General features: G+C 72.6%; 23 protein-coding genes. 15 read left to right on the top strand and 8 right to left on the bottom strand.

The annotated features are described in order from the left end of the window. Nucleotides 1–66 precede the first annotated feature (66 nt). From ACIQVI_RS32640 to ACIQVI_RS32625, 4 genes are all read right to left on the bottom strand, one after another. The gene (locus ACIQVI_RS32640) at nt 67–795 is read right to left on the bottom strand and encodes a response regulator transcription factor (protein WP_161372139.1); all 729 of its coding nucleotides are present in this window, start codon (nt 793–795) and stop codon (nt 67–69) included. A 20-nt stretch (nt 796–815) separates the two neighbouring features. Then, complete coding sequence (locus tag ACIQVI_RS32635) at nt 816–1,997, bottom strand: S1C family serine protease (RefSeq protein ID WP_403602576.1); 1,182 nt, start codon at nt 1,995–1,997, stop codon at nt 816–818. Between the two features lie 103 nt (nt 1,998–2,100). Continuing rightward, nucleotides 2,101–3,162 (bottom strand): LacI family DNA-binding transcriptional regulator, encoded by a 1,062-nt coding sequence (locus ACIQVI_RS32630; protein ID WP_403602572.1) that lies wholly within the window; start codon nt 3,160–3,162, stop codon nt 2,101–2,103. A gap of 24 nt (nt 3,163–3,186) precedes the next feature. Next, nucleotides 3,187–4,005 carry a winged helix-turn-helix domain-containing protein gene (locus ACIQVI_RS32625; RefSeq protein WP_403602569.1) on the bottom strand — a complete coding sequence of 273 codons (819 nt, stop codon included), beginning with the start codon at nt 4,003–4,005 and terminating at the stop codon, nt 3,187–3,189. A gap of 444 nt (nt 4,006–4,449) precedes the next feature. On the opposite strand from ACIQVI_RS32625, the gene ACIQVI_RS32620 reads away from it, so the two are divergent. The 7 genes from ACIQVI_RS32620 (at nt 4,450) to ACIQVI_RS32590 (ending at nt 8,805) form a co-directional block, all read left to right on the top strand. After that, the gene (locus ACIQVI_RS32620; protein WP_161374566.1) at nt 4,450–4,704 is read left to right on the top strand and encodes a MoaD/ThiS family protein; all 255 of its coding nucleotides are present in this window, start codon (nt 4,450–4,452) and stop codon (nt 4,702–4,704) included. 11 nt (nt 4,705–4,715) lie between these two features. After that, complete coding sequence (locus ACIQVI_RS32615; protein WP_403602565.1) at nt 4,716–5,942, top strand: hypothetical protein; 1,227 nt, start codon at nt 4,716–4,718, stop codon at nt 5,940–5,942. Between the two features lie 140 nt (nt 5,943–6,082). Further along, entirely contained in the window at nt 6,083–6,769 is a 687-nt protein-coding gene (locus tag ACIQVI_RS32610; RefSeq protein WP_403602562.1) for a DUF2993 domain-containing protein, read from the top strand. A 250-nt stretch (nt 6,770–7,019) separates the two neighbouring features. Further along, a complete protein-coding gene (locus tag ACIQVI_RS32605) occupies nt 7,020–7,100 on the top strand; it encodes an Ms5788A family Cys-rich leader peptide (RefSeq protein ID WP_351229977.1) in 81 nt (26 codons plus the stop codon). Nucleotides 7,101–7,249: 149 nt separating this feature from the next. Beyond that, entirely contained in the window at nt 7,250–8,095 is an 846-nt protein-coding gene (locus ACIQVI_RS32600) for a sulfurtransferase (RefSeq protein ID WP_121828043.1), read from the top strand. 53 nt (nt 8,096–8,148) lie between these two features. Continuing rightward, nucleotides 8,149–8,436 (top strand): DUF1416 domain-containing protein, encoded by a 288-nt coding sequence (locus ACIQVI_RS32595; RefSeq protein ID WP_030220952.1) that lies wholly within the window; start codon nt 8,149–8,151, stop codon nt 8,434–8,436. A 105-nt stretch (nt 8,437–8,541) separates the two neighbouring features. After that, entirely contained in the window at nt 8,542–8,805 is a 264-nt protein-coding gene (locus ACIQVI_RS32590) for a DUF3099 domain-containing protein (protein WP_403602557.1), read from the top strand. Nucleotides 8,806–8,811: 6 nt separating this feature from the next. On the opposite strand, the gene ACIQVI_RS32585 is transcribed toward ACIQVI_RS32590, so the two are convergent. Beyond that, on the bottom strand, nt 8,812–9,174 hold the full coding sequence (locus ACIQVI_RS32585; RefSeq protein ID WP_351968962.1) for a DsrE family protein: 363 nt from the start codon (nt 9,172–9,174) through the stop codon (nt 8,812–8,814). Nucleotides 9,175–9,277: 103 nt separating this feature from the next. Between ACIQVI_RS32585 and ACIQVI_RS32580 the strand changes: the two genes are divergently transcribed. From ACIQVI_RS32580 to ACIQVI_RS32555, 6 genes are all read left to right on the top strand, one after another. Next, a complete protein-coding gene (locus tag ACIQVI_RS32580) occupies nt 9,278–10,090 on the top strand; it encodes a hypothetical protein (RefSeq protein ID WP_403602552.1) in 813 nt (270 codons plus the stop codon). Nucleotides 10,091–10,107: 17 nt separating this feature from the next. Beyond that, nucleotides 10,108–10,986, top strand: coding sequence for a hypothetical protein (locus ACIQVI_RS32575; protein WP_403602549.1), 879 nt, complete (start codon nt 10,108–10,110; stop codon nt 10,984–10,986). Continuing rightward, nucleotides 10,983–11,891: a hypothetical protein gene (locus ACIQVI_RS32570; protein WP_403602546.1), complete on the top strand. Its 909-nt coding sequence runs from the start codon at nt 10,983–10,985 to the stop codon at nt 11,889–11,891. Before ACIQVI_RS32575 ends, ACIQVI_RS32570 begins: the two co-directional genes overlap by 4 nt. Nucleotides 11,892–12,117: 226 nt before the next feature. Then, nucleotides 12,118–12,690, top strand: a complete 573-nt coding sequence (locus ACIQVI_RS32565) for an FABP family protein (RefSeq protein ID WP_121828049.1) — start codon at nt 12,118–12,120, stop codon at nt 12,688–12,690. 55 nt (nt 12,691–12,745) lie between these two features. Beyond that, nucleotides 12,746–13,195: a transcriptional repressor gene (locus tag ACIQVI_RS32560; protein WP_351968958.1), complete on the top strand. Its 450-nt coding sequence runs from the start codon at nt 12,746–12,748 to the stop codon at nt 13,193–13,195. 9 nt (nt 13,196–13,204) lie between these two features. Further along, nucleotides 13,205–14,185 carry a folate-binding protein gene (locus tag ACIQVI_RS32555; RefSeq protein ID WP_351968957.1) on the top strand — a complete coding sequence of 327 codons (981 nt, stop codon included), beginning with the start codon at nt 13,205–13,207 and terminating at the stop codon, nt 14,183–14,185. A 2-nt stretch (nt 14,186–14,187) separates the two neighbouring features. Here ACIQVI_RS32555 and dtd read toward each other — a convergent pair whose 3' ends face one another. Continuing rightward, nucleotides 14,188–14,613, bottom strand: a complete 426-nt coding sequence (dtd, locus tag ACIQVI_RS32550; protein ID WP_161372925.1) for a D-aminoacyl-tRNA deacylase — start codon at nt 14,611–14,613, stop codon at nt 14,188–14,190. Nucleotides 14,614–14,742: 129 nt separating this feature from the next. Between dtd and ACIQVI_RS32545 the strand changes: the two genes are divergently transcribed. Both ACIQVI_RS32545 and ACIQVI_RS32540 read left to right on the top strand, forming a co-directional pair. Beyond that, nucleotides 14,743–15,342 carry an ABC transporter substrate-binding protein gene (locus ACIQVI_RS32545; RefSeq protein WP_121828053.1) on the top strand — a complete coding sequence of 200 codons (600 nt, stop codon included), beginning with the start codon at nt 14,743–14,745 and terminating at the stop codon, nt 15,340–15,342. A 96-nt stretch (nt 15,343–15,438) separates the two neighbouring features. Beyond that, nucleotides 15,439–16,683 carry a GNAT family N-acetyltransferase gene (locus ACIQVI_RS32540; RefSeq protein WP_403602541.1) on the top strand — a complete coding sequence of 415 codons (1,245 nt, stop codon included), beginning with the start codon at nt 15,439–15,441 and terminating at the stop codon, nt 16,681–16,683. Nucleotides 16,684–16,768: 85 nt separating this feature from the next. On the opposite strand, the gene ACIQVI_RS32535 is transcribed toward ACIQVI_RS32540, so the two are convergent. Both ACIQVI_RS32535 and ACIQVI_RS32530 read right to left on the bottom strand, forming a co-directional pair. Beyond that, complete coding sequence (locus ACIQVI_RS32535; protein WP_403602537.1) at nt 16,769–17,524, bottom strand: ABC transporter permease; 756 nt, start codon at nt 17,522–17,524, stop codon at nt 16,769–16,771. After that, complete coding sequence (locus ACIQVI_RS32530; RefSeq protein ID WP_403602533.1) at nt 17,517–18,485, bottom strand: ATP-binding cassette domain-containing protein; 969 nt, start codon at nt 18,483–18,485, stop codon at nt 17,517–17,519. Before ACIQVI_RS32530 ends, ACIQVI_RS32535 begins: the two co-directional genes overlap by 8 nt. Between the last annotated feature and the right edge of the window lie 145 nt (nt 18,486–18,630).

The following is an 18,630-nucleotide window of genomic DNA, read 5'->3' as shown; positions in this document are numbered from 1 at the left end:
GGGCGGCGGACGCGGGCGGACCGGCGGGCGAGGGCGGCTCGGCGGGCGCGTGCGGAGGGACCGTCGTCACTCCCCGCCCCCTCCGCGCAGCGCGTACCCCACGCCCCGCACCGTGTGGACCAGGCGTGGCTCGCCGCCCGCCTCCGTCTTGCGCCGCAGGTACATCACGTACACGTCGAGCGAGTTCGAGCTCGGCTCGAAGTCGAAGCCCCACACGGCCTTGAGGATCTGCTCGCGGGTCAGCACCTGGCGCGGGTGCGCCAGGAACATCTCCAGGAGGGTGAACTCGGTCCGCGTCAGCTCCACGGGCCGCCCGCCCCGGGTCACCTCGCGGGTGGCGAGGTTCATCCGCAGGTCCTCGAAGGACAGCACGTCCTCCCCGGCCGGGGCGCCGGCCGTCGCCGCCGCGTACGAGCTGCGGCGCAGCAGGGCCCGGATGCGGGCGAACAGCTCGTCCAGCTCGAAGGGCTTCACCAGGTAGTCGTCCGCCCCCGCGTCGAGCCCGGTGACCCGGTCGCCGACGGTGTCGCGGGCGGTGAGCATCAGGATCGGCACGGTCGAGCCGGACGCCCGGATCCGCCGGGCCGCCGTCAGGCCGTCCATGCGGGGCATCTGCACGTCGAGGACGACGAGGTCGGGGGCGTACGACTCCATGGCGGCGAGGGCGTCCAGACCGTCGACGGCGTCCCGCGTCCCGTACCCCTCGAAGGCGAGGCTGCGGCGCAGGGCCTCCCGGACGGCGGGCTCGTCGTCGACGATGAGGATGCGTTCGGCTTCGTTCTGCTGTCCCGTCATGGGGGCAGCGTCCCATGCGTTCAGTTGTCGCCGCCCGAGCGGAGTCCGTCCAGGTCGGCCTTGACCGTGTCGATCGGGATCGCGAATCCGAGGCCGACGCTCCCGGCGGTGGAACCGTTCGAAGAACTGGGCGAATACATGGCCGAATTGATTCCGATGATCTCGCCGTTCATATTGATCAGCGCGCCGCCGGAATTCCCCGGATTGAGCGAGGCGTCGGTCTGGAGCGCCTTGTACGTGGTCTTCGACGAGCCCGTGTCGCCGTTGAACTGCTGTCCGCCGAACTCGAACGGCCATCCCTGCCGGGGGTCGTACTGCTGCCGGCCCTGGCCCTGGCCCTGGTCCTGTCCCTGGCCTTCGTCCTTGGCGACGGTCACGTCCCGGTCGAGGGCGGAGACGATGCCGCTGGTGACGGTCCCGGTCAGGCCCTCGGGGGAGCCGATCGCCACGACCTCGTCGCCGACCTTCACGTCCTTCGAGTTCCCGAGCGAGGCGGCCTTCAGGCCGGAGGCGCCCTTCAGCTTGATCAGCGCCAGGTCCTTGTCGGGGTCCGTGCCCACGACCTCGGCCGGGTAGGTCGTGCCGTCGTCCAGCCGCACGGTGATCTCCGAGGCTCCGGAGATCACGTGGTTGTTGGTGACGATCTCGCCGTCGGAGGTGATGATCACGCCCGAGCCGGTCGACTTGCCGGAGTTCGACGCGGCGGAGATCTCCACGATCGAGGGGGAGACGGCCTCGGCGACTCCGGCGACCGTGCCCGCGCCGCGCGCCGCCACGTTCGTCCCCGCCACGGGCGCGGAGGCGGAGGCCGTCGCCGGGTCGGCGGCGAGCTGCTGGACCAGCGTGGCCGTGCCGCCGCCGATCGCGGCGGCCGCGATGGCCACGGCCGCCATGAGCCCGACCCCGCGCTTCGCACGGCGGCGGGGGCCCGGGGCGGGGGCGGGGAAGGCGGTGGGGGCCGGGTCCGCCGGCGGCGGGACGTGCCCGCCGTGCCCGCTGTTCCCGCCGTGTCCGCTGTTCCCGCCGGACGGCCAGATCGTGGTGCCGTGCTCGGTGGTGAACGGCTCGGCGGCGGAGGGCTGAGCGGCGGAGGGCTGGGCGGCGATCGGCTCCGTGAACGGCTCGTACGGCGGCCGGGCCGGCTCGTACGGCGGCCTCGGCGGGTAGTACGGCTGCTGCGGCTGCTCCTGGTGATCCGTCATGGGAAGACTCTCGGAGCCGTACATGAGAGGCGTCTGAGGACCGGCTGAGAAGCCCGACAGAACCCCGTATGCCCGATGTAAAGACCGTGGGGGTACGGGGGGCTCAGCGCAGGGTCGAGGCCGTCGACAGGTCCGGGCCGCCGCCGTCGCAGCCGCAGGAGCGGCGCACGATCAGGGCCGACGGGAAGAGCCGCACCCGCTCGCGGCGCGAGCCCGCGACCCGCAGCGAGTCGTCGAGGACCAGGTCCACCGCCGCCCGGGCCATCGCCGGACGGTCCGAGTACACCGTGGTCAGCGGCGGGTCGGTGAGCGCCGCCTCCTTCACGTCGTCGAAGCCCGCGACCGCCAGCTCGGTCGGCACCTCGATCCGCAGCTCGCGCGCCGCCCGCAGCACGCCGAAGGCCTGGTCGTCGGTGGAGCAGAAGATGGCCGGCGGCCTGTCCGGGCCCGCGAGCAGCTTGAGGGCCACCTGATAGGCGTCGTAGCGGTTGTACGGGGCCTCGAAGAGCCGGCCCTCGGTGGAGCGGCCCGCCTCGACCATGGCCCGCCGCCAGCCCTCGACGTGGTCGGCGACCGGGTCGCCCACGGCCGGGGTGTTCGGGACGCCGCCGAGGCACGCCACGTACGGGTGGCCGTGCTCCAGGAGGTGCCGGGTGACGAGCTGGGCGCCGCCGATGTCGTCGGTGACGACGGCCACGTCGTCGATCGCCTCGGGCCGCTCGTGCAGCAGCACCACGCGCGCGTCCCAGGCCTCGATCTCGCTCGCGGCCTGCTCGCTCATGCCCTGGCTGACCAGGATCAGACCGGAGACCCGCATCCCGAGGAAGGCGCGCAGGTAGTGGATCTCGCGCTCGGTCCGGTAGTCGGAGTTCCCGACGAGGACCATCTTGCCGCGCTCGGCGGCGGCCTGCTCGACCGCGTGCGCCATCTCCGCGAAGAACGGCTGGCGCGCGTCCGGGACGATCATGCCTATGAGGTCGGTGCGCCGGGACGCCATCGCCTGGGCCACCCGGTCGGGGCGGTAGCCCAGCTCCTTGATGGCGGCGAGGACACGCTCGCGCGTGGCCGGGGCGACCGGCCTGGGTCCGTTGTTGATGACGTAGCTCACGACCGCGGTCGAAGTACCCGCCAGTCGAGCTACGTCATCCCGCGTCACCTTGGCCACGCGCGGCAGTCTACGCGGGGGGACCTACCTACCGGCAGGCCGCACTGTGGCGTCTGCCACGTTCCTGTCCTCCGAAGGGGTGGCGTCCTCCGTGGCGCCCTTGACGCGGGCGGCCTCCTCCTTCGCGCGCGTGCCCTCCTTGGCCCGGGCCTCCTCGGCCGCCCGCTCCACCTTCTCGGGGGTCACGAAGCGGTAGCCGACGTTGCGGACGGTGCCGATGAGGGACTCGTGCTCGGGGCCGAGCTTCGCCCGCAGCCGCCGTACGTGGACGTCGACCGTACGGGTGCCGCCGAAGTAGTCGTACCCCCACACCTCCTGGAGGAGCTGCGCGCGCGTGAAGACCCGGCCCGGGTGCTGGGCGAGGTACTTGAGCAGCTCGAACTCCTTGAAGGTCAGGTCCAGGACCCGGCCCTTGAGCTTCGCGCTGTACGTCGCCTCGTCGACCGACAGGTCGCCGTTGCGGATCTCCATCGGGGAGTCGTCGGAGACGATCTGCTGGCGGCCCATGGCGAGCCGCAGCCGGGCCTCGACCTCGGCCGGCCCGGCCGTGTCGAGGAGGACGTCGTCGATGCCCCAGTCGGCGGTGACGGCCGCGAGGCCGCCCTCGGTGACGACGAGGATCAGCGGACAGCCGGGCCCGGTGGACCGCAGCAGCTGACAGAGCGAGCGGACCTGCGGGAGGTCGCGCCGGCCGTCGACGAGGATCACGTCCGCGCCGGGGGTGTCCACGAGGGCCGGGCCCTCGGCCGGGGCCACCCGGACGTTGTGCAGCAGCAGGCCGAGTGCGGGCAGCACCTCGGTCGACGGCTGGAGGGCGTTGGTCAGGAGGAGCAGTGAACTCATCGCCCACCACCTGCCCCGGTCGTGGTCATGCGATCGTGCTCGGTTCGCTCGCCCATAAGGTCGGTTCCTCCTCGGTCCCTGCGAGGACGTGCACTGCTTCGTACGGATCACTGCCTGCTCTCGCGCCCTGAGAGCTTTTGTTCATCCGTCCGTAACAACGGTCGGAAAACGCAAAAGGACCCGGTGGCTGCGTCGCCCGGATCCTCTGCCCAGCAGAATAGCCCACATGCGTTCCGGGCGAGAGGGCGGATTTCACATCGTGGATGTCTCTTGGCTCACTTCCCGCACCCGGAACGCAATGTTGCGCGCGCGTGAGGCGCCCGTGTCGCGCCGGTTCACGAACCCTCTCCCGTGAGGATCACCGGGACGGCGGTCACCGGTCCGGCCCACGCGCGCATGGCCCATCATGGGAGCGGCGCGCACACGAACGAAGGGAGCGCCGCTATGGCAGCGGGAACCATCCGCTACTGGGCCGCGGCCAAGGCGGCCGCCGGCGTCGCCGAGGAGCCGTACGCCGCCGAGCACCTGGCCGAGGCCCTGGACGCCGTCCGCGCGAAGCACCCGGGCGAGCTCGCCCAGGTGCTCAGGCGGTGCTCGTTCCTGGTCGACGGCGACCCCGTCGGCACCCGGAGCCATGAGACCGTACGGCTTGCCGAGGGCGGCACGGTCGAGGTGCTCCCCCCGTTCGCAGGAGGGTGAACCCCAGAGCAATGAGCAACGACCAGCACCACGGCGGGCAGCCGTACGACCCGTACGCGGGCGGGCAGCAGGACCCCGACGTCACGCAGACGTGGGAGGGCCAGACCTGGGACACCCAGTACCAGCCGGCCGTCCAGCCCCGCCCGCAGGCACCCGGCCCGTACGAGCAGTCCTACGGGGGGTACGGGGAGCAGCAGCAGTACCCGCCGCAGCAGCAGTCGTACGGGGCCCAGGGGTACGCGCCGCAGGCGTACGAGCAGCAGGCGCGGTCCTACGAGCAGCAGGCGCAGGCGCAGCCCCGGGCGTACGAGCAGCAGGCGCCGCAGCCGCCGCAGTCCTACGAGCAGCCGTACGCGGGCGCGTACCGGCCGCAGCCCCAGCCGGTCGCCGCCCCGGCGCCCGCCCCGGTCGCCGCCGATCCCGCCCCGGTGGCCGACGGCGGCCCCGCCTACTCCTCGCCGACCACCTCGGGGAACACCCGGATCACCGACGCCCAGCGCGCCCGCGCCGAGGGGCGCTCGCCGATCATCGAGCCCGGGATGCAGCCCGCCGCCCTGACGGCGGTCCTCGGGCTGCTGCTCGCCGGCGGCGCCGCCCTCGGCCCGTACGGGCTGCTCGTCCCGCTCGTCCTGCTCCAGGGGCTCACCGCGGCCGGCTGGTTCCGGCTCAACGGCATGTGGCCCGCCCGGCAGGGCATCGCGCTCGCCTTCGCCGGCGGTCTCGTCGCCGACGGCGCCCTGCTCGCCGTCGGCCGGGAGAACGCCGCGCCCGCGATCCTGGGCACGCTCGGCGCCTGGGTGCTGCTCTGCCTCGTCCTCCAGCTGCGCAGCCACGCGGACCCGGACGAGCGGATGTACGGACTGATGGCCACCGTCGCCTCGGCGGCGCTGACCGTGATCGCCACCGGGCACCTCGGCGCGGCCCCCGACGCGGTGGTCGTCGGCGGGGTCGCGGTCGCCGCCGCCGTCCTCGCCAAGGCGCTGCCGCTGCCGGGCCCGGTCTCCGTCGTCGCCGCGCTGCTCGCGTCGGCGGGCGCCGGGATCGCGGCCGGCGGCCTCACGGACCTGGGCGCGTCCGGGGCGCTGCTCGGCCTCGGCGCGGGGGTCTGCGCCCTGGTCGGGCTGCGGGCGGCGAGCTACGACTACCCGTCGCGGTTCGTCCACATGACCGCGGGCGTCGCGCTGCCGCTGACCGCCGCCGCGCCCGCCGTGTACCTGCTGGGGCGCGCCCTGGCCTGACGGGGCGACCCTCGGGGGTGACCCTCAGGGGTGACCCCGAACCGTCCCGGAGACCGTCCGGGCGCGGGAACCAACCGGACCCCCGGCACGTCGATCTTCGTGTCGGGGGTCGAAAACTTTCACGGGGGGACGCACATTCCATGCGAGCACTGCGGATTCTGCTCATCCTGGCCGTCGTCCTCGGCGGGATCTTCGTCGGGATCGACCGCCTCGCCGTGGCGTACGCGGAGTCGGAGGCGGCGGGCCGGATGAAGCTCTCCGGCGCGCAGAGCGAGGCGATCGAGGTCGACGTCAAGGGCTTCCCCTTCCTCACCCAGGTCGCCGCCAAGCGGCTCGACCGGGTCGACGTGCGGGCGACCGGCATCCAGGCGCGGGCGGGCGACCGGAAGATCCGGGTCGGCGAGCTGGACGTCGTCCTGCGGGACGTGACGGTGACCGGCGACTGGTCGGGCGCGACGGCGGGCTCCGCGAGCGGCACGGCCCTCATCTCGTACGCGGACCTCACCGCCGCCTCCGAGCGCGAGGCCACCGTCGCCTACGGCGGCAACGGCAAGGTGAAGGTCACCGGCAGCGTCAACGTCCTGGGGCGCACCCTGACCCGCACGGTCCTCTCGACGGTGTCCGTCGCGAACGGCGACACGATCCGGTTCCGCGCCGACGAGGTGCCCGGCGAGGGCATCCCGGGCGTGGAGGAGCTGGTCCGGGCCCGCACCGACTTCGAGCGTCCGCTCCACGTGCTCGCCGGGATGAAGGTAGAGAAGGTCGAGCCGCGCCCGGAGGGCCTGGTGGTCACGGTCTCGGGCAAGGGCATAGCCCTGGCGGGCTGAGCCCCCTTGGAGGACCGCGCGGGGCGGGGGCGTCGTGCTGCCCCGGGGCGCCGCGCGGGGCCCTTCGCCTACTCGCTGGTCACATGCTGAGACGGCACCGTCCGATCCGCAGAAACAGAACCGGGCACCCCGGGGCGGAGGCGCCCGGAGCCGCCCCGCACCGTGATCACGTCTCGCACCTCGGACGATCGCGTCTCAAAATACGACACGCCGGTGACACGGCCGCCTGTCCGTCCCTACGATCGTGGCCATGAAGCGACAGGCGGATCTCACGAAGCGGCGGGCAGTAGACCTGTGCCGCGTCGCCGCCATGCTCTGTCGCCCCGTCTGAGCGGGACGTCCGACCCCGCCTTCCTCACGGCCCGCCGACCGACGTCGGGGCCGCATCCCGCGCAGCCGTACGCCGTCGCCGCACGCTTCCGACGCGTACCCGCACCACCCCGCACCACACCGCCGCACACTGCCCCGGAGGAGAACAGCATGGCTCGCAGCGACGTCCTGGTCGACGCGGACTGGGTCGAGGCCAACCTCGACAACCCGCAGGTCGCCCTCGTCGAGGTCGACGAGGACACCTCGGCCTACGAGAAGAACCACATCCGCAACGCCATCCGCATCGACTGGACCCAGGACCTCCAGGACCCGGTCCGCCGCGACTTCATCGACCAGGAGGGCTTCGAGAAGCTCCTCTCGGCCAAGGGCATCGCGAACGACACCACGGTCGTGCTCTACGGCGGCAACAACAACTGGTTCGCCTCCTACGCCTACTGGTACTTCAAGCTCTACGGCCACCAGGACGTGAAGCTCCTCGACGGCGGCCGCAAGAAGTGGGAGCTCGACTCCCGCGACCTGGTCGACGGCTCCGAGGTCCCGAACCGCCCGGCCACCGAGTACAAGGCCAAGGCCCAGGACGCCTCGATCCGCGCCTTCCGCGACGACGTCGTGTCCGCGATCGGCGCCCAGAACCTGGTCGACGTGCGCTCGCCCGACGAGTTCTCCGGCAAGCTCCTCGCCCCGGCGCACCTCCCGCAGGAGCAGTCGCAGCGCCCCGGCCACGTGCCGAGCGCCCGCAACATCCCGTGGTCGAAGAACGCCAACGACGACGGCACCTTCAAGTCGGACGACGAGCTCAAGGCCCTCTACGAGGACGAGCAGGTCGACCTGGCGAAGGACACCATCGCCTACTGCCGCATCGGTGAGCGCTCCGCGCTCACGTGGTTCGTCCTGCACGAGCTGCTCGAGGTCCCGAACGTCAAGAACTACGACGGCTCGTGGACCGAGTACGGCTCCCTCGTCGGCGTGCCGATCGAGCTCGGCGCCGCCAAGTAATCCCTCCGGACCTCCCCTTCTTCCGGAACCCTCGACCGTAAGGACAGAACAGCATGTGTGGAGCGCAGCCCGGCGGCCCCGACGCCTCGACGATCAAGCCCGGTGAGACCACCATCCAGGGCTTCGTGACCAAGGACGGCGAGCCGGTCACCGGTTACGTCCGCCTCCTGGACTCGACCGGCGAGTTCACGGCCGAGGTCCCGACCTCCGCCACCGGACAGTTCCGCTTCTACGCGGCCGAGGGCACCTGGACCGTCCGCGCCCTGGTGCCGGGCGGCACCGCCGACCGCAAGGTCGTGGCGCAGAAGGGCGGTCTCGCGGAGGTCGCCATCGCGGTCTGATCCGCGACGCCTGATCGGCCGAAGGGCCGTGCCTCCTGGGGGGTTGGACGCCATTCCGGGACTTGGGGCACGGCCCTTCGGTCTGCCCGGACGTAGGCTGGAGGCGTGTACGCACGCCGTCGCCACGCCTACTTCTGGATGATGGGCGCCTGCTTGGCACTCTTCGTGGGCGCCTGGGCCGTCGTGCGCCTCTTCTCGATGCCGGCGGCCGTCGCCATGTGCGTCGTCGCCATGCTCATCCCCCCGGTCGCCGCCATGATCGCCAACCGCCGCGGCCCGGACGACCACTGGTGGGACGACCCCTCGGGCGACCCCCAGTCGGACGAGTGGTGGGACGAACTGGACGGCAAGAAGCGCCGGGAGCGGTGAGGTCCGTCAGTAGACGAGGGCCTGGGTCTCGTCCGCCGTCGCCTCCTGGACGAAGACCTGGGCGCCGGCGATGCGGACGCCGTTCAGGACGTCCTTCTCCGTGATCTCGCGGCGGGCCGCGCACTGCGTGCAGAGCGTCACGCGTCCGCCCGCCAGGATCGAGTCGAGCAGGTCCGGCAGCGGTGCGGCGTGCGGGAGTTCGAACTCGGCGGCCCGGCCCGGCAGGGCGAACCAGGCGGATTCGCCGGTCAGCCAGAGCGACACCTCGACCCCGCTGGCGACGGCCACGGCGGCCACCGTGAAGGCCTGCGAGCAGCGTTCGGGGGAGTCCGCCCCCGCGGTCACCTTGATCACGAGCTTCTTCGCCATACACCGAACTGTAATGCGAAGCACCGCAACCTCATGCACCCCTCACGTGTCAGGTGGGTGCGCGGGTTACGGAATCCGTGCTTCAGGTCTCGTGGGGGGACTCTTGAACGACGAAGAAAACATCCCTGACCAGGGGAAAACGCCACCGGACGCGGTTCCGGAGGCACCGGCCGAGGTCACGGCCACCGCACGGCCCCGCCGCCGGGTCCTCCGTACGGTCGGGCTGATCGCCGTCGCCGCCGTCATCGGCCTCGTCGGCGGCACCGCCGTCGGCTACGGCGTCCAGGCCCAGCGCGAGCCGACCGCCCTGCCGCCGCTGAACCAGCCGGACCTCGCCCACCCGAAGCCCCTCCCGAAGGGGCAGAAGGCGAAGCCGCTCCCCGCCTCGGAGGACCTGCGGGCGAAGGCGCAGGGCGACCTGCGGAAGCTGCTGCTGCCGAAGCCCGCCGGGGCGAAGAAGGCCGAGTACGCCGACGCCGACGGCTGGATGGACGTCTCCCGGTTCGCCTCGGCGTTCAACCGGCCGAGCCAGGCCCTCGACCACCAGCTGGACCTGGGCATCCGGCGCGTCGCGGTCACCTCCTGGGCGACGGGCGAGCACCGGGAGGTCGAGATCCGGCTCGTCCAGTACCGCGCGAGCGACGTCCACGGAGCGGCGGAGTTCGTCGAGGACCAGCAGGGCTACATGCCGGACGAGGACTTCGCCGAGAGCGAGGGCCGGGAGCTCAAGGGCTCGTCCAACGGCCGCTACTACGTCTTCCCCGTGAAGCGGAAGGCCGGCTACCTCGACCTGTACGAGGCCAGGGCCTACTTCTACCGCGGCGACGTCGCGGTCGAGATCTTCGTCGTGGACACCAAGAAGGTCTCCCAGAACGACATCCGTTCGCTGGCCGAGCGACAGCTGGGGCGCCTGTGAGTGAGGACCGGAACGACGTGACCGACCCCGTGAACGACCCCGCCCCCGTACCCGTACCCGTGCCCGCGGCCGCAGAAGCGGGCGAGCCGCAGCCGCCGGCGGAGACGGAGACGGAGGCGGACGCGCCGAAGAAGAGGGGCGCCCGCCGGATTCTCCTCGGCGTCGTCCTGCCCTCCGTGCTCGTCCTCGGCCTGATCGGCGGCGGCGTCACGTACACCGCCCTCACGGTCTCCTCCGCCGACCGCACCGCGCCGACCCAGGTGTGGGGCGGGGCGAAGCGCACCGCGCACGACGAGGACCCCGCCGCCGCCCTGATGCGCGGCAAGGCCGGGACGCCGCTGAGCAAGCTCCTCCTGCCGATTCCCGAGGGATACGAGCCCGGCCCCGACGAGCAGCTGTACGGCAACGACGGCGAGCTCGGCGCCGCCGACGCCACCGCGCTGATGAAGCGCGCGGGCGAGGGCCTCTCCGGCAAGAAGCGCCGCGCGTTCGAGAAGGACATCGACAAGCTCGGCATCGAGGGCATCGGCGTCCGCTCCTTCGCCGACCCGGCCGACGACCTCGTCGTCTCCGTCCAGATCGCGCGGATGAAGGACAAGAAGCGGATCAAGGACACCTACCGGCTGCGCAAGGAGGTCATGGACTTCCTGGAGTTCCCGAAGGGACCCAAGGTGAAGGACCACCGCAACGCCGTCTGCTACACCGCGCCCGAGGACAAGGAGCTGGACAAGGAGGAGCGGGCCGCGGCGCTGGAGCACATGATCTGCCTCGCGTACGACTCCGAGGTGTTCGTCACCCTCACGGCGGCGGGCGCCGAACCGTTCGACGAGGCACGCGTGGCGGACCTCCTGAAGCAGCAGCTCGACCACATCGAGTCCCCGGGGGAGTACGTATGACCGAGCAGGCCCTGACCCCGGCGCCACCCGCGCCTCCCGTCCCCGCGCCCGCCGAGGAAACGGCACCCGCGCCCGTCACCGAAGCCGAAGCGACACCCGCGCCCGCGCCCGCACCCACGCCCGCACCCGCACCCGCGCCGAAGCCGAAGAAGTCCCGCCGCCCCCTCCTCCTGGGCATCGCCCGCTGGACCGCCGCCGTGCTCGTCTGCGGAGGCGTCGGCGCCGGTACGGCCCTGGGGATCACCGGCATGGAGCGCACCGACGTGCCGGGGCTCGCGACCGAGTCCGACGGCCGCTGGGACTACCCGAAGCTCGCCCTCCCGGCGCTGCCCGAGGACGCCCCGCGCCCGTGGACCGAGGGCAACGCGGGCGAGATCCACCACGCCGACCTGCGGAAGCTCCTGCTGCCCGCCCCGGCGGGCGCCACCGTCGACCCCCGCCTGAACGGCGGCTGGGCCGGCCTCGACTCGTACCTCGCGCTGCTCCCGCAGAAGGACCGGGGCGAGGTGAAGGAGTACATGGCCGACTCGGCGCTCCGGCACGTCGCCGCCCGCGGCTGGACCACGCCGGACGGCACGACCACCCGGGTGCACCTGCTGCGCTTCGCGTCGGTGGCGTTCGCGGAGGACTTCAAGGACGAGACGATGGAGGCGGTCTCCAAGAGCAGCCGGCTGCCCCTCGACGTCGAGGAGGCGGCGATCGACATGTCCCTGAAGGAGGTCGACGTCCCCTTCCTCTCCCTCTACTCCTACGCGGAGAAGGAGCCGTACGGCCCCGAGCAGACCCGGTGGGCCTACATCCAGGCCGGGGACACGGTCGGGGTGGTCACCCAGACCCGCAAGGGCGGAACCCTGACCGTGCCGTTCCAGCAGACCGTCGGGCTCCAGGCGCAGCTGCTCGGCTGACCGTCCCCGAGACCCACCTCACCGAGTGGGCCGGACCCCGGGCCACTAAGCTGGGGTTCGGCCCGTTCCGCCTTCACACCTCAGTCGAGGAGCATTCCGTGATCATTTTCTTCGAAGCTCTGCTGGTCCTGGTCTGCGTCGGCGTGCTCGCCTTCACCGGCCTGGCCGTGAAGAAGCTGTACCAGGGCCAGCGGTAATCCACCTCTAGAGAACGCCAGAGCTGCTCATGATCGAGATTCCGTCCGACCTCAACCCGGACCTCGTCCCCCTCGCGTTCCTGCTCGGCACGTGGGAGGGCGCGGGCGTCTCCGACTTCCCCGGCGCCGAGAAGTGCAACTTCGGCCAGTCCGTGACCTTCAGCCACGACGGCCGGGACTTCCTGGAGTACCGGTCGCACTCCTGGGTCCTGGACGACGAGGGCAACAAGGTCCGTCCGCTGGAGAGCGAGAGCGGTTACTGGCGGATCGACAAGGACCGCAAGGTCGAGGTCGTCATGGTCCGCGACCAGGGCGTCGTCGAGATCTGGTACGGCGAGCTCGCCGACCAGAAGCCGCAGATCGACCTGGTGACGGACGCCGTCGCCCGGACGGCGGCCTCCGGCCCGTACAGCGGTGGCAAGCGCCTGTACGGCTACGTCAAGAGCGACCTGATGTGGGTGGGCGAGAAGGCGACCCCCGAGGTCCCGCTCCGCCCGTACATGTCGGCGCACCTGAAGAAGGTCGTCACGCCGGAGGAGGTCGCGGAGATGGCCCGCAACCTGCCCGACATGCCGGACGACGGCATCGCCTTCTTCCGCTAGAAGCCGTTCGGGGAAGCCCTGGGGCCGCGCGCCGCGCCCTCCTACACTGGGGGGCGTGGTGAGCACCGACTGGAAGAGCGACCTGCGGCAGCGCGGCTACCGGCTGACGCCGCAGCGCCAGCTTGTCCTGGAGGCCGTCGACGCGCTGGAGCACGCGACGCCCGACGACATCCTCTGCGAGGTCCGCAAGACGGCCTCCGGGGTGAACATCTCCACCGTGTACCGGACCCTGGAGCTCCTGGAGGAGCTCGGGCTCGTCAGCCACGCGCACCTGGGGCACGGAGCCCCGACGTACCACCTCGCCGACCGGCACCACCACCTCCACCTGGTCTGCCGGGACTGCTCCGGGGTGATCGAGGCGGACGTCGAGGTGGCCGCCGAGTTCACCGGCAAGCTCCGCGAGACCTTCGGCTTCGAGACGGACATGAAGCACTTCGCGATCTTCGGGCGGTGCGGGGACTGCGCCGCGAGGAAGCGCGAGGAGCTCCCGGACGCGGAGTCGTAGGCTTTCCCCATGCAGCGACCTTCAACGACCAGCCCCCTGCTGTCCCTGCCCGGAGCCGTCGCCGCCGAGGGGCGCGACGAGGGCGTCGCCGCGCACTACGGCGACCTGTTCCGCGAGCAGCGCGCCCTCTCCGGGGGCGAGGGCTTCGTCGACCTCTCGCACCGCGGCGTCGTCGCCGTCTCCGGCGACGACCGGCTGAGCTGGCTGCACCTGCTGCTCACCCAGTACATGACCGACCTGCCGCCCGGGCGGGCCACCGAGGCGCTGGTCCTCTCCGCGAACGGGCACATCGAGCACGCCCTCTACCTCGTCGACGACGGCGAGACGGTGTGGGCGCACGTCGAGCCGGGCACGCAGGGCGAGCTGATCGCCTACCTGGAGTCGATGAAGTTCTTCTACCGGGTGGAGGTCGCCGACCGCACGGAGGACACCGCCGTCGTCCACCTCCCGGCCGGCTCCATCGCCGAGGTGCCCGAGGGGGCCGTCGTACGGGAGACCGCGCACGGCCGCGACCTGTTCCTGCCCCGTGCGGAGCTGGAGTCCTTCGCGGCCTCGCACGGCCCGGCGGCCGGGATCCTCGCGTACGAGGCGCTGCGGGTCGAGGCGTACCGGCCGCGGCTCGGCTTCGAGACCGACCACCGGACCATCCCGCACGAGATCGGCCTCATCGGCAGCGCCGTCCACCTCCAGAAGGGCTGCTACCGGGGCCAGGAGACCGTCGCCCGCGTGCAGAACCTGGGGAAGCCGCCGCGCCGCCTGGTCTTCCTGCACCTGGACGGCAGCGAGGTGCTCCTGCCGGGCCACGGCACCCCGGTGCGGCTCGCGTCCGACGGCGAGGACGGGCGCCAGCTCGGCTTCGTGACCACCGCCGTCCGCCACCACGAGCTGGGCCCGATCGCCCTGGCCCTGGTGAAGCGGAACGTTCCCGTGGACGCCCCGCTGGTCGCCGGGACGACGGCGGCCGCGCAGGAGACCGTCGTCGAGCCCTAGTCTCAGACCTCGATCAGGACCGTGAACGGGCCGTGGTTCGTGAGCGAGACGCGCATGTCCGCTCCGAAGCGGCCCGTCTCCACGTGCGCGCCCAGCTCGCGCAGCCGGTCCACGACCTCGTCCACGAGGGGCTCGGCGACCGGGCCGGGCGCGGCCGCGTTCCAGGTGGGGCGGCGGCCCTTGCGGGCGTCTCCGTAGAGGGTGAACTGGGAGATCACGAGCAGCGGCGCGTTCACGTCGGAGCAGGACTTCTCGTCGTCCAGCACCCGGACGGACCAGAGCTTTCTGGCCAATTGGGCGGCCTTCTCCGGGGTGTCGTCATGGGTCACCCCGACCAGGACGCACAGCCCCTCGCCCTCGATCTCACCGACGGTCTCCCCTGCGACGACGACGCGCGCGCCGTCGACCCTCTGCACCACTGCTCGCATGGGCCCCAACCTACCCACCCGAATGCGGGAGGGGCCGAACGGGTGCAGAGCACCTGCACGTGCACGGGTGGGAGTGGCACCATGCCTGTCAGGCGGTGCGGCTCCGCACCGGTCGAGGGGACGAAACTCATGAGTGCACCTGGCACCGGGCCCACGCCGTCCGGTCCCGTACCGCTGGCGCGGGCCGGCGGTTCCTCCGTGACGCGGCCGCCCGCGCAGCGGACCTCCGAGCCCGCCCTGCCGGACCGGGCGCAGCCGGACCTCGGCACGCTGAGGCTGCCCGAGCTGCGCGCGCTGCGCCGGGACGTCCAGAGCGACGAGGCCGACCTGAGCTACGTGCGGCGGATGCTCCAGGGCCGGATCGACATCCTGCGGGCCGAGCTGGCGCGCCGGACCGACCCGGAGGCGCCGGTCCTCGACCGGCTCTCGGAGATCCTTGCCGACGTGCCCTCGCGGCACCGCAGTTCGGCCCGGCACGTGACGCTGTCGACGCCGCGCGGGGAGGAGTACCGGCGGCTCGCGGCCGAGATGCTGTCCGAGGTCGAGCTGTCGGATCTGACGGCCCGTACGGACGACGAGCTGCACGCGGGGATGGGGCGGCTCGCGGGGTACGAGCAGCAGGTCTCCCGGCGCCGGCAGCAGCTCCAGCGGACGGCCGACGACTGCGGCGCGGAGATCGCCCGCCGGTACCGGGAGGGCGAGGCGCAGGTCGACGACCTGCTGGCCTGAGGCGCTCCGGGGGCGCTTCCGGCCCGCTTCCGGGGCGCTTCCGGGGCGGTCGAAAATGCCGTGCGGGTCCCTCGGGCCCCTGCGTAGGGTCGAAGGATGACTGTCGACATACGCGCGGTGACGGAGTCCGAGTTCCCCGACTGGCTGCGGGGGCTGCGCACCGGTTTCCTCCGCCCGCCCGTCGTGCCCGACGGGGACGTGGCCGACCGGCTGCCGCACATCGACCTGGCGCGGACCCTCGGGGCGTTCGACCGGGACCGGATCGTCGCCACCTTCCGCTCGTTCCGGCAGGAGGTCAGCACGGTCGGCGGGGGGAGTCTGCCCGCCGACGCGATCACCCAGGTGACGGTCTCGCCGACGCACCGGCGCCGGGGCCTGCTGAGCCGCATGATGGCCGCCGACCTGGCCGTCGCGAAGGAGCGGGGCGACGCGCTCGCGACCCTGATCGCCGCCGAGTACCCGATCTACGGCCGGTTCGGCTTCGGCCCGGCGAGCTGGATCACCGAGTGGAGCGTGGACCTGCGGCGGACCGGGCTCGACCCGCGCCGCTCGGGCCGCCCCGATGACGGCGGCCGCGTCGACCTGTCCGACGGCGACGAGATCCGCAAGATCGGCCCCGATCTGCACCGCCGGTTCGCCGGGGTCCGGGCCGGGGTCACCGACCGGACCGGGCGCACCTGGGCGCAGGGCACCGGCCTCGGCTTCCAGGTCGACCCGTGGACGGAGCCGTACTACGCGGTGTACCGGTCGGAGTCCGGCGAGCCCGAGGGGTTCGTGTCGTACCGCACCGACGACAAGTGGGACGACGCCAAGCAGCCGGTGAACACCGCGACCGTGCGGGACCTGATCGCCGTCACCCCGGCCGCCGAGCGCGCCCTGTGGCTCTACCTCTGCTCGCTCGACTGGGTGACCACCGTCCGCTCCGGCTACCGCGCGCCCGACGACCCGCTGCCGGACCTCCTGCCGGACCCGCGCGCGGCGAGGACGGTGACCCACGCGGACATGCTGTGGGTCCGGGCCCTGGACGTGCCCCGGCTCCTGGAGGGCCGGGCGTATCCGGTGGCGGACGGCCTCGTCCTGGACGTGCGGGACGCGGACGGCCTCGCGGGCGGGCGCTTCCGCCTCGACGCCTCGCCGGAGGGCGCCTCCTGCGTCCGTACGGACGCGTCCGCCGACCTCGTCCTCGACGTCGCGGAGCTGGGGACGCTGGCGTTCGGCGACCGGTCGGCGGTACGGCTCGCCCGGCTCGGGCGCGTCGAGGAGGCGACGGTCGGCGCGGCGGCCCGCGCCGACCTGCTGTTCCGCACGCCGCTGCGGCCGTTCTCGCCCGACGTCTTCTGAGCCGGTCCCGACGTCTTCTGAGCCGTTCCCGGGGGCTCAGCGTTCCCGGGGGCTCGGCGGGTCCGGGGCTCGGCGGGTCCGGGGCTCAGCGGGTCCGGAGGCGGAAGAGGAAGCCGGAGGCGACGACCGCCAGGGTCAGCAGGCCCGCGCACCAGCCCAGCGCGATCCAGGGCGCGTCACCGGCCGGCAGGCCGAGCAGCAGGCCGCGCATGGACTCGATGAGCGGGGTCACCGGCTGGTGCTCGGCGAAGCCGTGCAGCCAGCTCGGCATGGTGTCGATCGGGACGAACGCGCTGCTCGGGTACGGCAGGAACATCATGAAGAAGGTGATGGCCCCGGCCGCCTCCGGCGTCCTCGTGACGAGCCCGAGGGCCGCCGACAGCCAGGAGACGGTGGTGATCCAGGCGAGCAGCAGCCCGATCGCCGCGCACCAGCCCGCGGCGGTCCCGGCCGGGCGGAAGCCGATGGCGAAGGCCACGCCGAGGACGAGACCGGTGGAGAGCGCGTTGCGGGTGACGGTGGCGGCGACGTGCCCGGCGAGGAACGGCGTGCCGCCGATGTCGAGCGTGCGGAAGCGGTCGACGACCCCGAGCCGCATGTCCTCGCTGACGCCGACGGCGGTGCTCGCCGCGCCGAATCCGGCGCAGAGGACGAGGACGCCGGGGACGACGTAGGTGACGTACCGGGTGCCGGTCTCGATGGCTCCGCCGAAGAAGTAGACGAAGACCAGCATCAGCATGATCGGCAGCATCATCGAGGTGATGATCGCGTCCAGGTTGCGGCGGCTGATCCGGATGCCGCGGCCGGCGAGGACGCTCGCGGCGGTGAGGGCGTCAGACACGGCTGGGCTCCTTGCGGTCGTCCGTGGCGGAGGTGTCGGTGAGGGCGAGGAAGACGTCGTCGAGCGTGGCGGTGTGGAGGGTGAAGCGGGCGATGTCCCGGCGCTCCGGGTCGAGGACGTCGAGCAGCTCGCGGACGTGGGCGGCGCTGCCGTCGGTGGGGACGCCGAGGGCGAGGGCGTCGGGGGCGGTGGTGGCCGTACGGCCGGGGGCGGCGGCGGTGAGCCGCAGGTAGCCCTCCCGGTCCCGGGCGACGAGGTCGAGCCGGTGTCCCGCGTAGCGCGACTTGAGCTCGGCGGGGGTTCCGGTGGCGAGGGTGCGGCCCTTGCCGAGGACGGTGATCAGACCGGCGAGCCGGTCGGCCTCCTCCAGGTACTGGGTGGTGAGGAAGACCGTCGTGCCGGCGGCGGAGAGTTCGCGGACCGCGCTCCACAGCTCTTGGCGGCTGCGCGGGTCGAGGCCGGTGGTGGGTTCGTCGAGGAACATCACCCGGGTGGTGCCGGGGTCGCGGACGAGGCCCGCGGCGAGGTCGAGGCGGCGGCGCATCCCGCCCGAGTAGGTCTTGGCGAGGCGGTCGCCCGCGTCCACGAGGCCGAAGCGTTCGAGGAGTTCGGCGGCGCGGCGGGCGGCGGCGGGCCGGGAGAGCCCGGAGAGCCGGGCCACGGTCCGCAGGTTCTCGGCGCCGGTCTGGGTCTCGTCGACGGCGGCGAACTGGCCGGTGAGGCTGATCGCGCGGCGGACCCGGGAGCGTTCGGCGACGATGTCGTGCCCCGCGACGCGGGCGTGCCCGGCGTCGGGCGCGGTGAGGGTGGCGAGGATCCGGACGGTGGTGGTCTTCCCGGCGCCGTTGGGGCCGAGCAGTGCGAAGACGGACCCCTCGGCGACCCGCAGGTCGAGGGCGTCGAGAACGCGGACGGAGCCGTGGCTCTTGGACAGGCCGGTGGCTTCGACGGCCGTGGGCATGGCGTACTCCCTGGGCTCGCTGGAGGGCACGACGGACCGCCGCGCCGGTACTGCGTATGCCTTACGCGTTACTGTGTAAGGGTTACGCATTACTAGGATGTCCGTCAAGCACGGGGCCCCGCGGGTGCGGCGCGTGCGGTACGAG

This window comes from Streptomyces sp. NPDC098101, assembly GCF_044760185.1.
Taxonomy (GTDB): Bacteria; Actinomycetota; Actinomycetes; order Streptomycetales; family Streptomycetaceae; genus Streptomyces.
The sequence above is the reverse complement of the archived record's forward strand: the minus strand, read 5'-3'. Positions and strand labels throughout refer to the sequence as shown.

What these genes read in the sequence shown, in the direction of transcription:
- ACIQVI_RS32640 (WP_161372139.1), bottom strand. Translation starts at nt 795, where the DNA reads ATGACGGGACAGCAGAACGAAGCCGAACGCATCCTCATCGTCGACGAC.
- ACIQVI_RS32635 (WP_403602576.1), bottom strand. Translation starts at nt 1,997, where the DNA reads ATGACGGATCACCAGGAGCAGCCGCAGCAGCCGTACTACCCGCCGAGG.
- ACIQVI_RS32625 (WP_403602569.1), bottom strand. Translation starts at nt 4,005, where the DNA reads ATGAGTTCACTGCTCCTCCTGACCAACGCCCTCCAGCCGTCGACCGAG.
- ACIQVI_RS32620 (WP_161374566.1), top strand. Translation starts at nt 4,450, where the DNA reads ATGGCAGCGGGAACCATCCGCTACTGGGCCGCGGCCAAGGCGGCCGCC.
- ACIQVI_RS32615 (WP_403602565.1), top strand. Translation starts at nt 4,716, where the DNA reads ATGAGCAACGACCAGCACCACGGCGGGCAGCCGTACGACCCGTACGCG.
- ACIQVI_RS32610 (WP_403602562.1), top strand. Translation starts at nt 6,083, where the DNA reads ATGCGAGCACTGCGGATTCTGCTCATCCTGGCCGTCGTCCTCGGCGGG.
- ACIQVI_RS32605 (WP_351229977.1), top strand. Translation starts at nt 7,020, where the DNA reads ATGAAGCGACAGGCGGATCTCACGAAGCGGCGGGCAGTAGACCTGTGC.
- ACIQVI_RS32600 (WP_121828043.1), top strand. Translation starts at nt 7,250, where the DNA reads ATGGCTCGCAGCGACGTCCTGGTCGACGCGGACTGGGTCGAGGCCAAC.
- ACIQVI_RS32595 (WP_030220952.1), top strand. Translation starts at nt 8,149, where the DNA reads ATGTGTGGAGCGCAGCCCGGCGGCCCCGACGCCTCGACGATCAAGCCC.
- ACIQVI_RS32585 (WP_351968962.1), bottom strand. Translation starts at nt 9,174, where the DNA reads ATGGCGAAGAAGCTCGTGATCAAGGTGACCGCGGGGGCGGACTCCCCC.
- ACIQVI_RS32570 (WP_403602546.1), top strand. Translation starts at nt 10,983, where the DNA reads ATGACCGAGCAGGCCCTGACCCCGGCGCCACCCGCGCCTCCCGTCCCC.
- ACIQVI_RS32565 (WP_121828049.1), top strand. Translation starts at nt 12,118, where the DNA reads ATGATCGAGATTCCGTCCGACCTCAACCCGGACCTCGTCCCCCTCGCG.
- ACIQVI_RS32555 (WP_351968957.1), top strand. Translation starts at nt 13,205, where the DNA reads ATGCAGCGACCTTCAACGACCAGCCCCCTGCTGTCCCTGCCCGGAGCC.
- dtd (WP_161372925.1), bottom strand. Translation starts at nt 14,613, where the DNA reads ATGCGAGCAGTGGTGCAGAGGGTCGACGGCGCGCGCGTCGTCGTCGCA.
- ACIQVI_RS32545 (WP_121828053.1), top strand. Translation starts at nt 14,743, where the DNA reads ATGAGTGCACCTGGCACCGGGCCCACGCCGTCCGGTCCCGTACCGCTG.
- ACIQVI_RS32540 (WP_403602541.1), top strand. Translation starts at nt 15,439, where the DNA reads ATGACTGTCGACATACGCGCGGTGACGGAGTCCGAGTTCCCCGACTGG.
- ACIQVI_RS32530 (WP_403602533.1), bottom strand. Translation starts at nt 18,485, where the DNA reads ATGCCCACGGCCGTCGAAGCCACCGGCCTGTCCAAGAGCCACGGCTCC.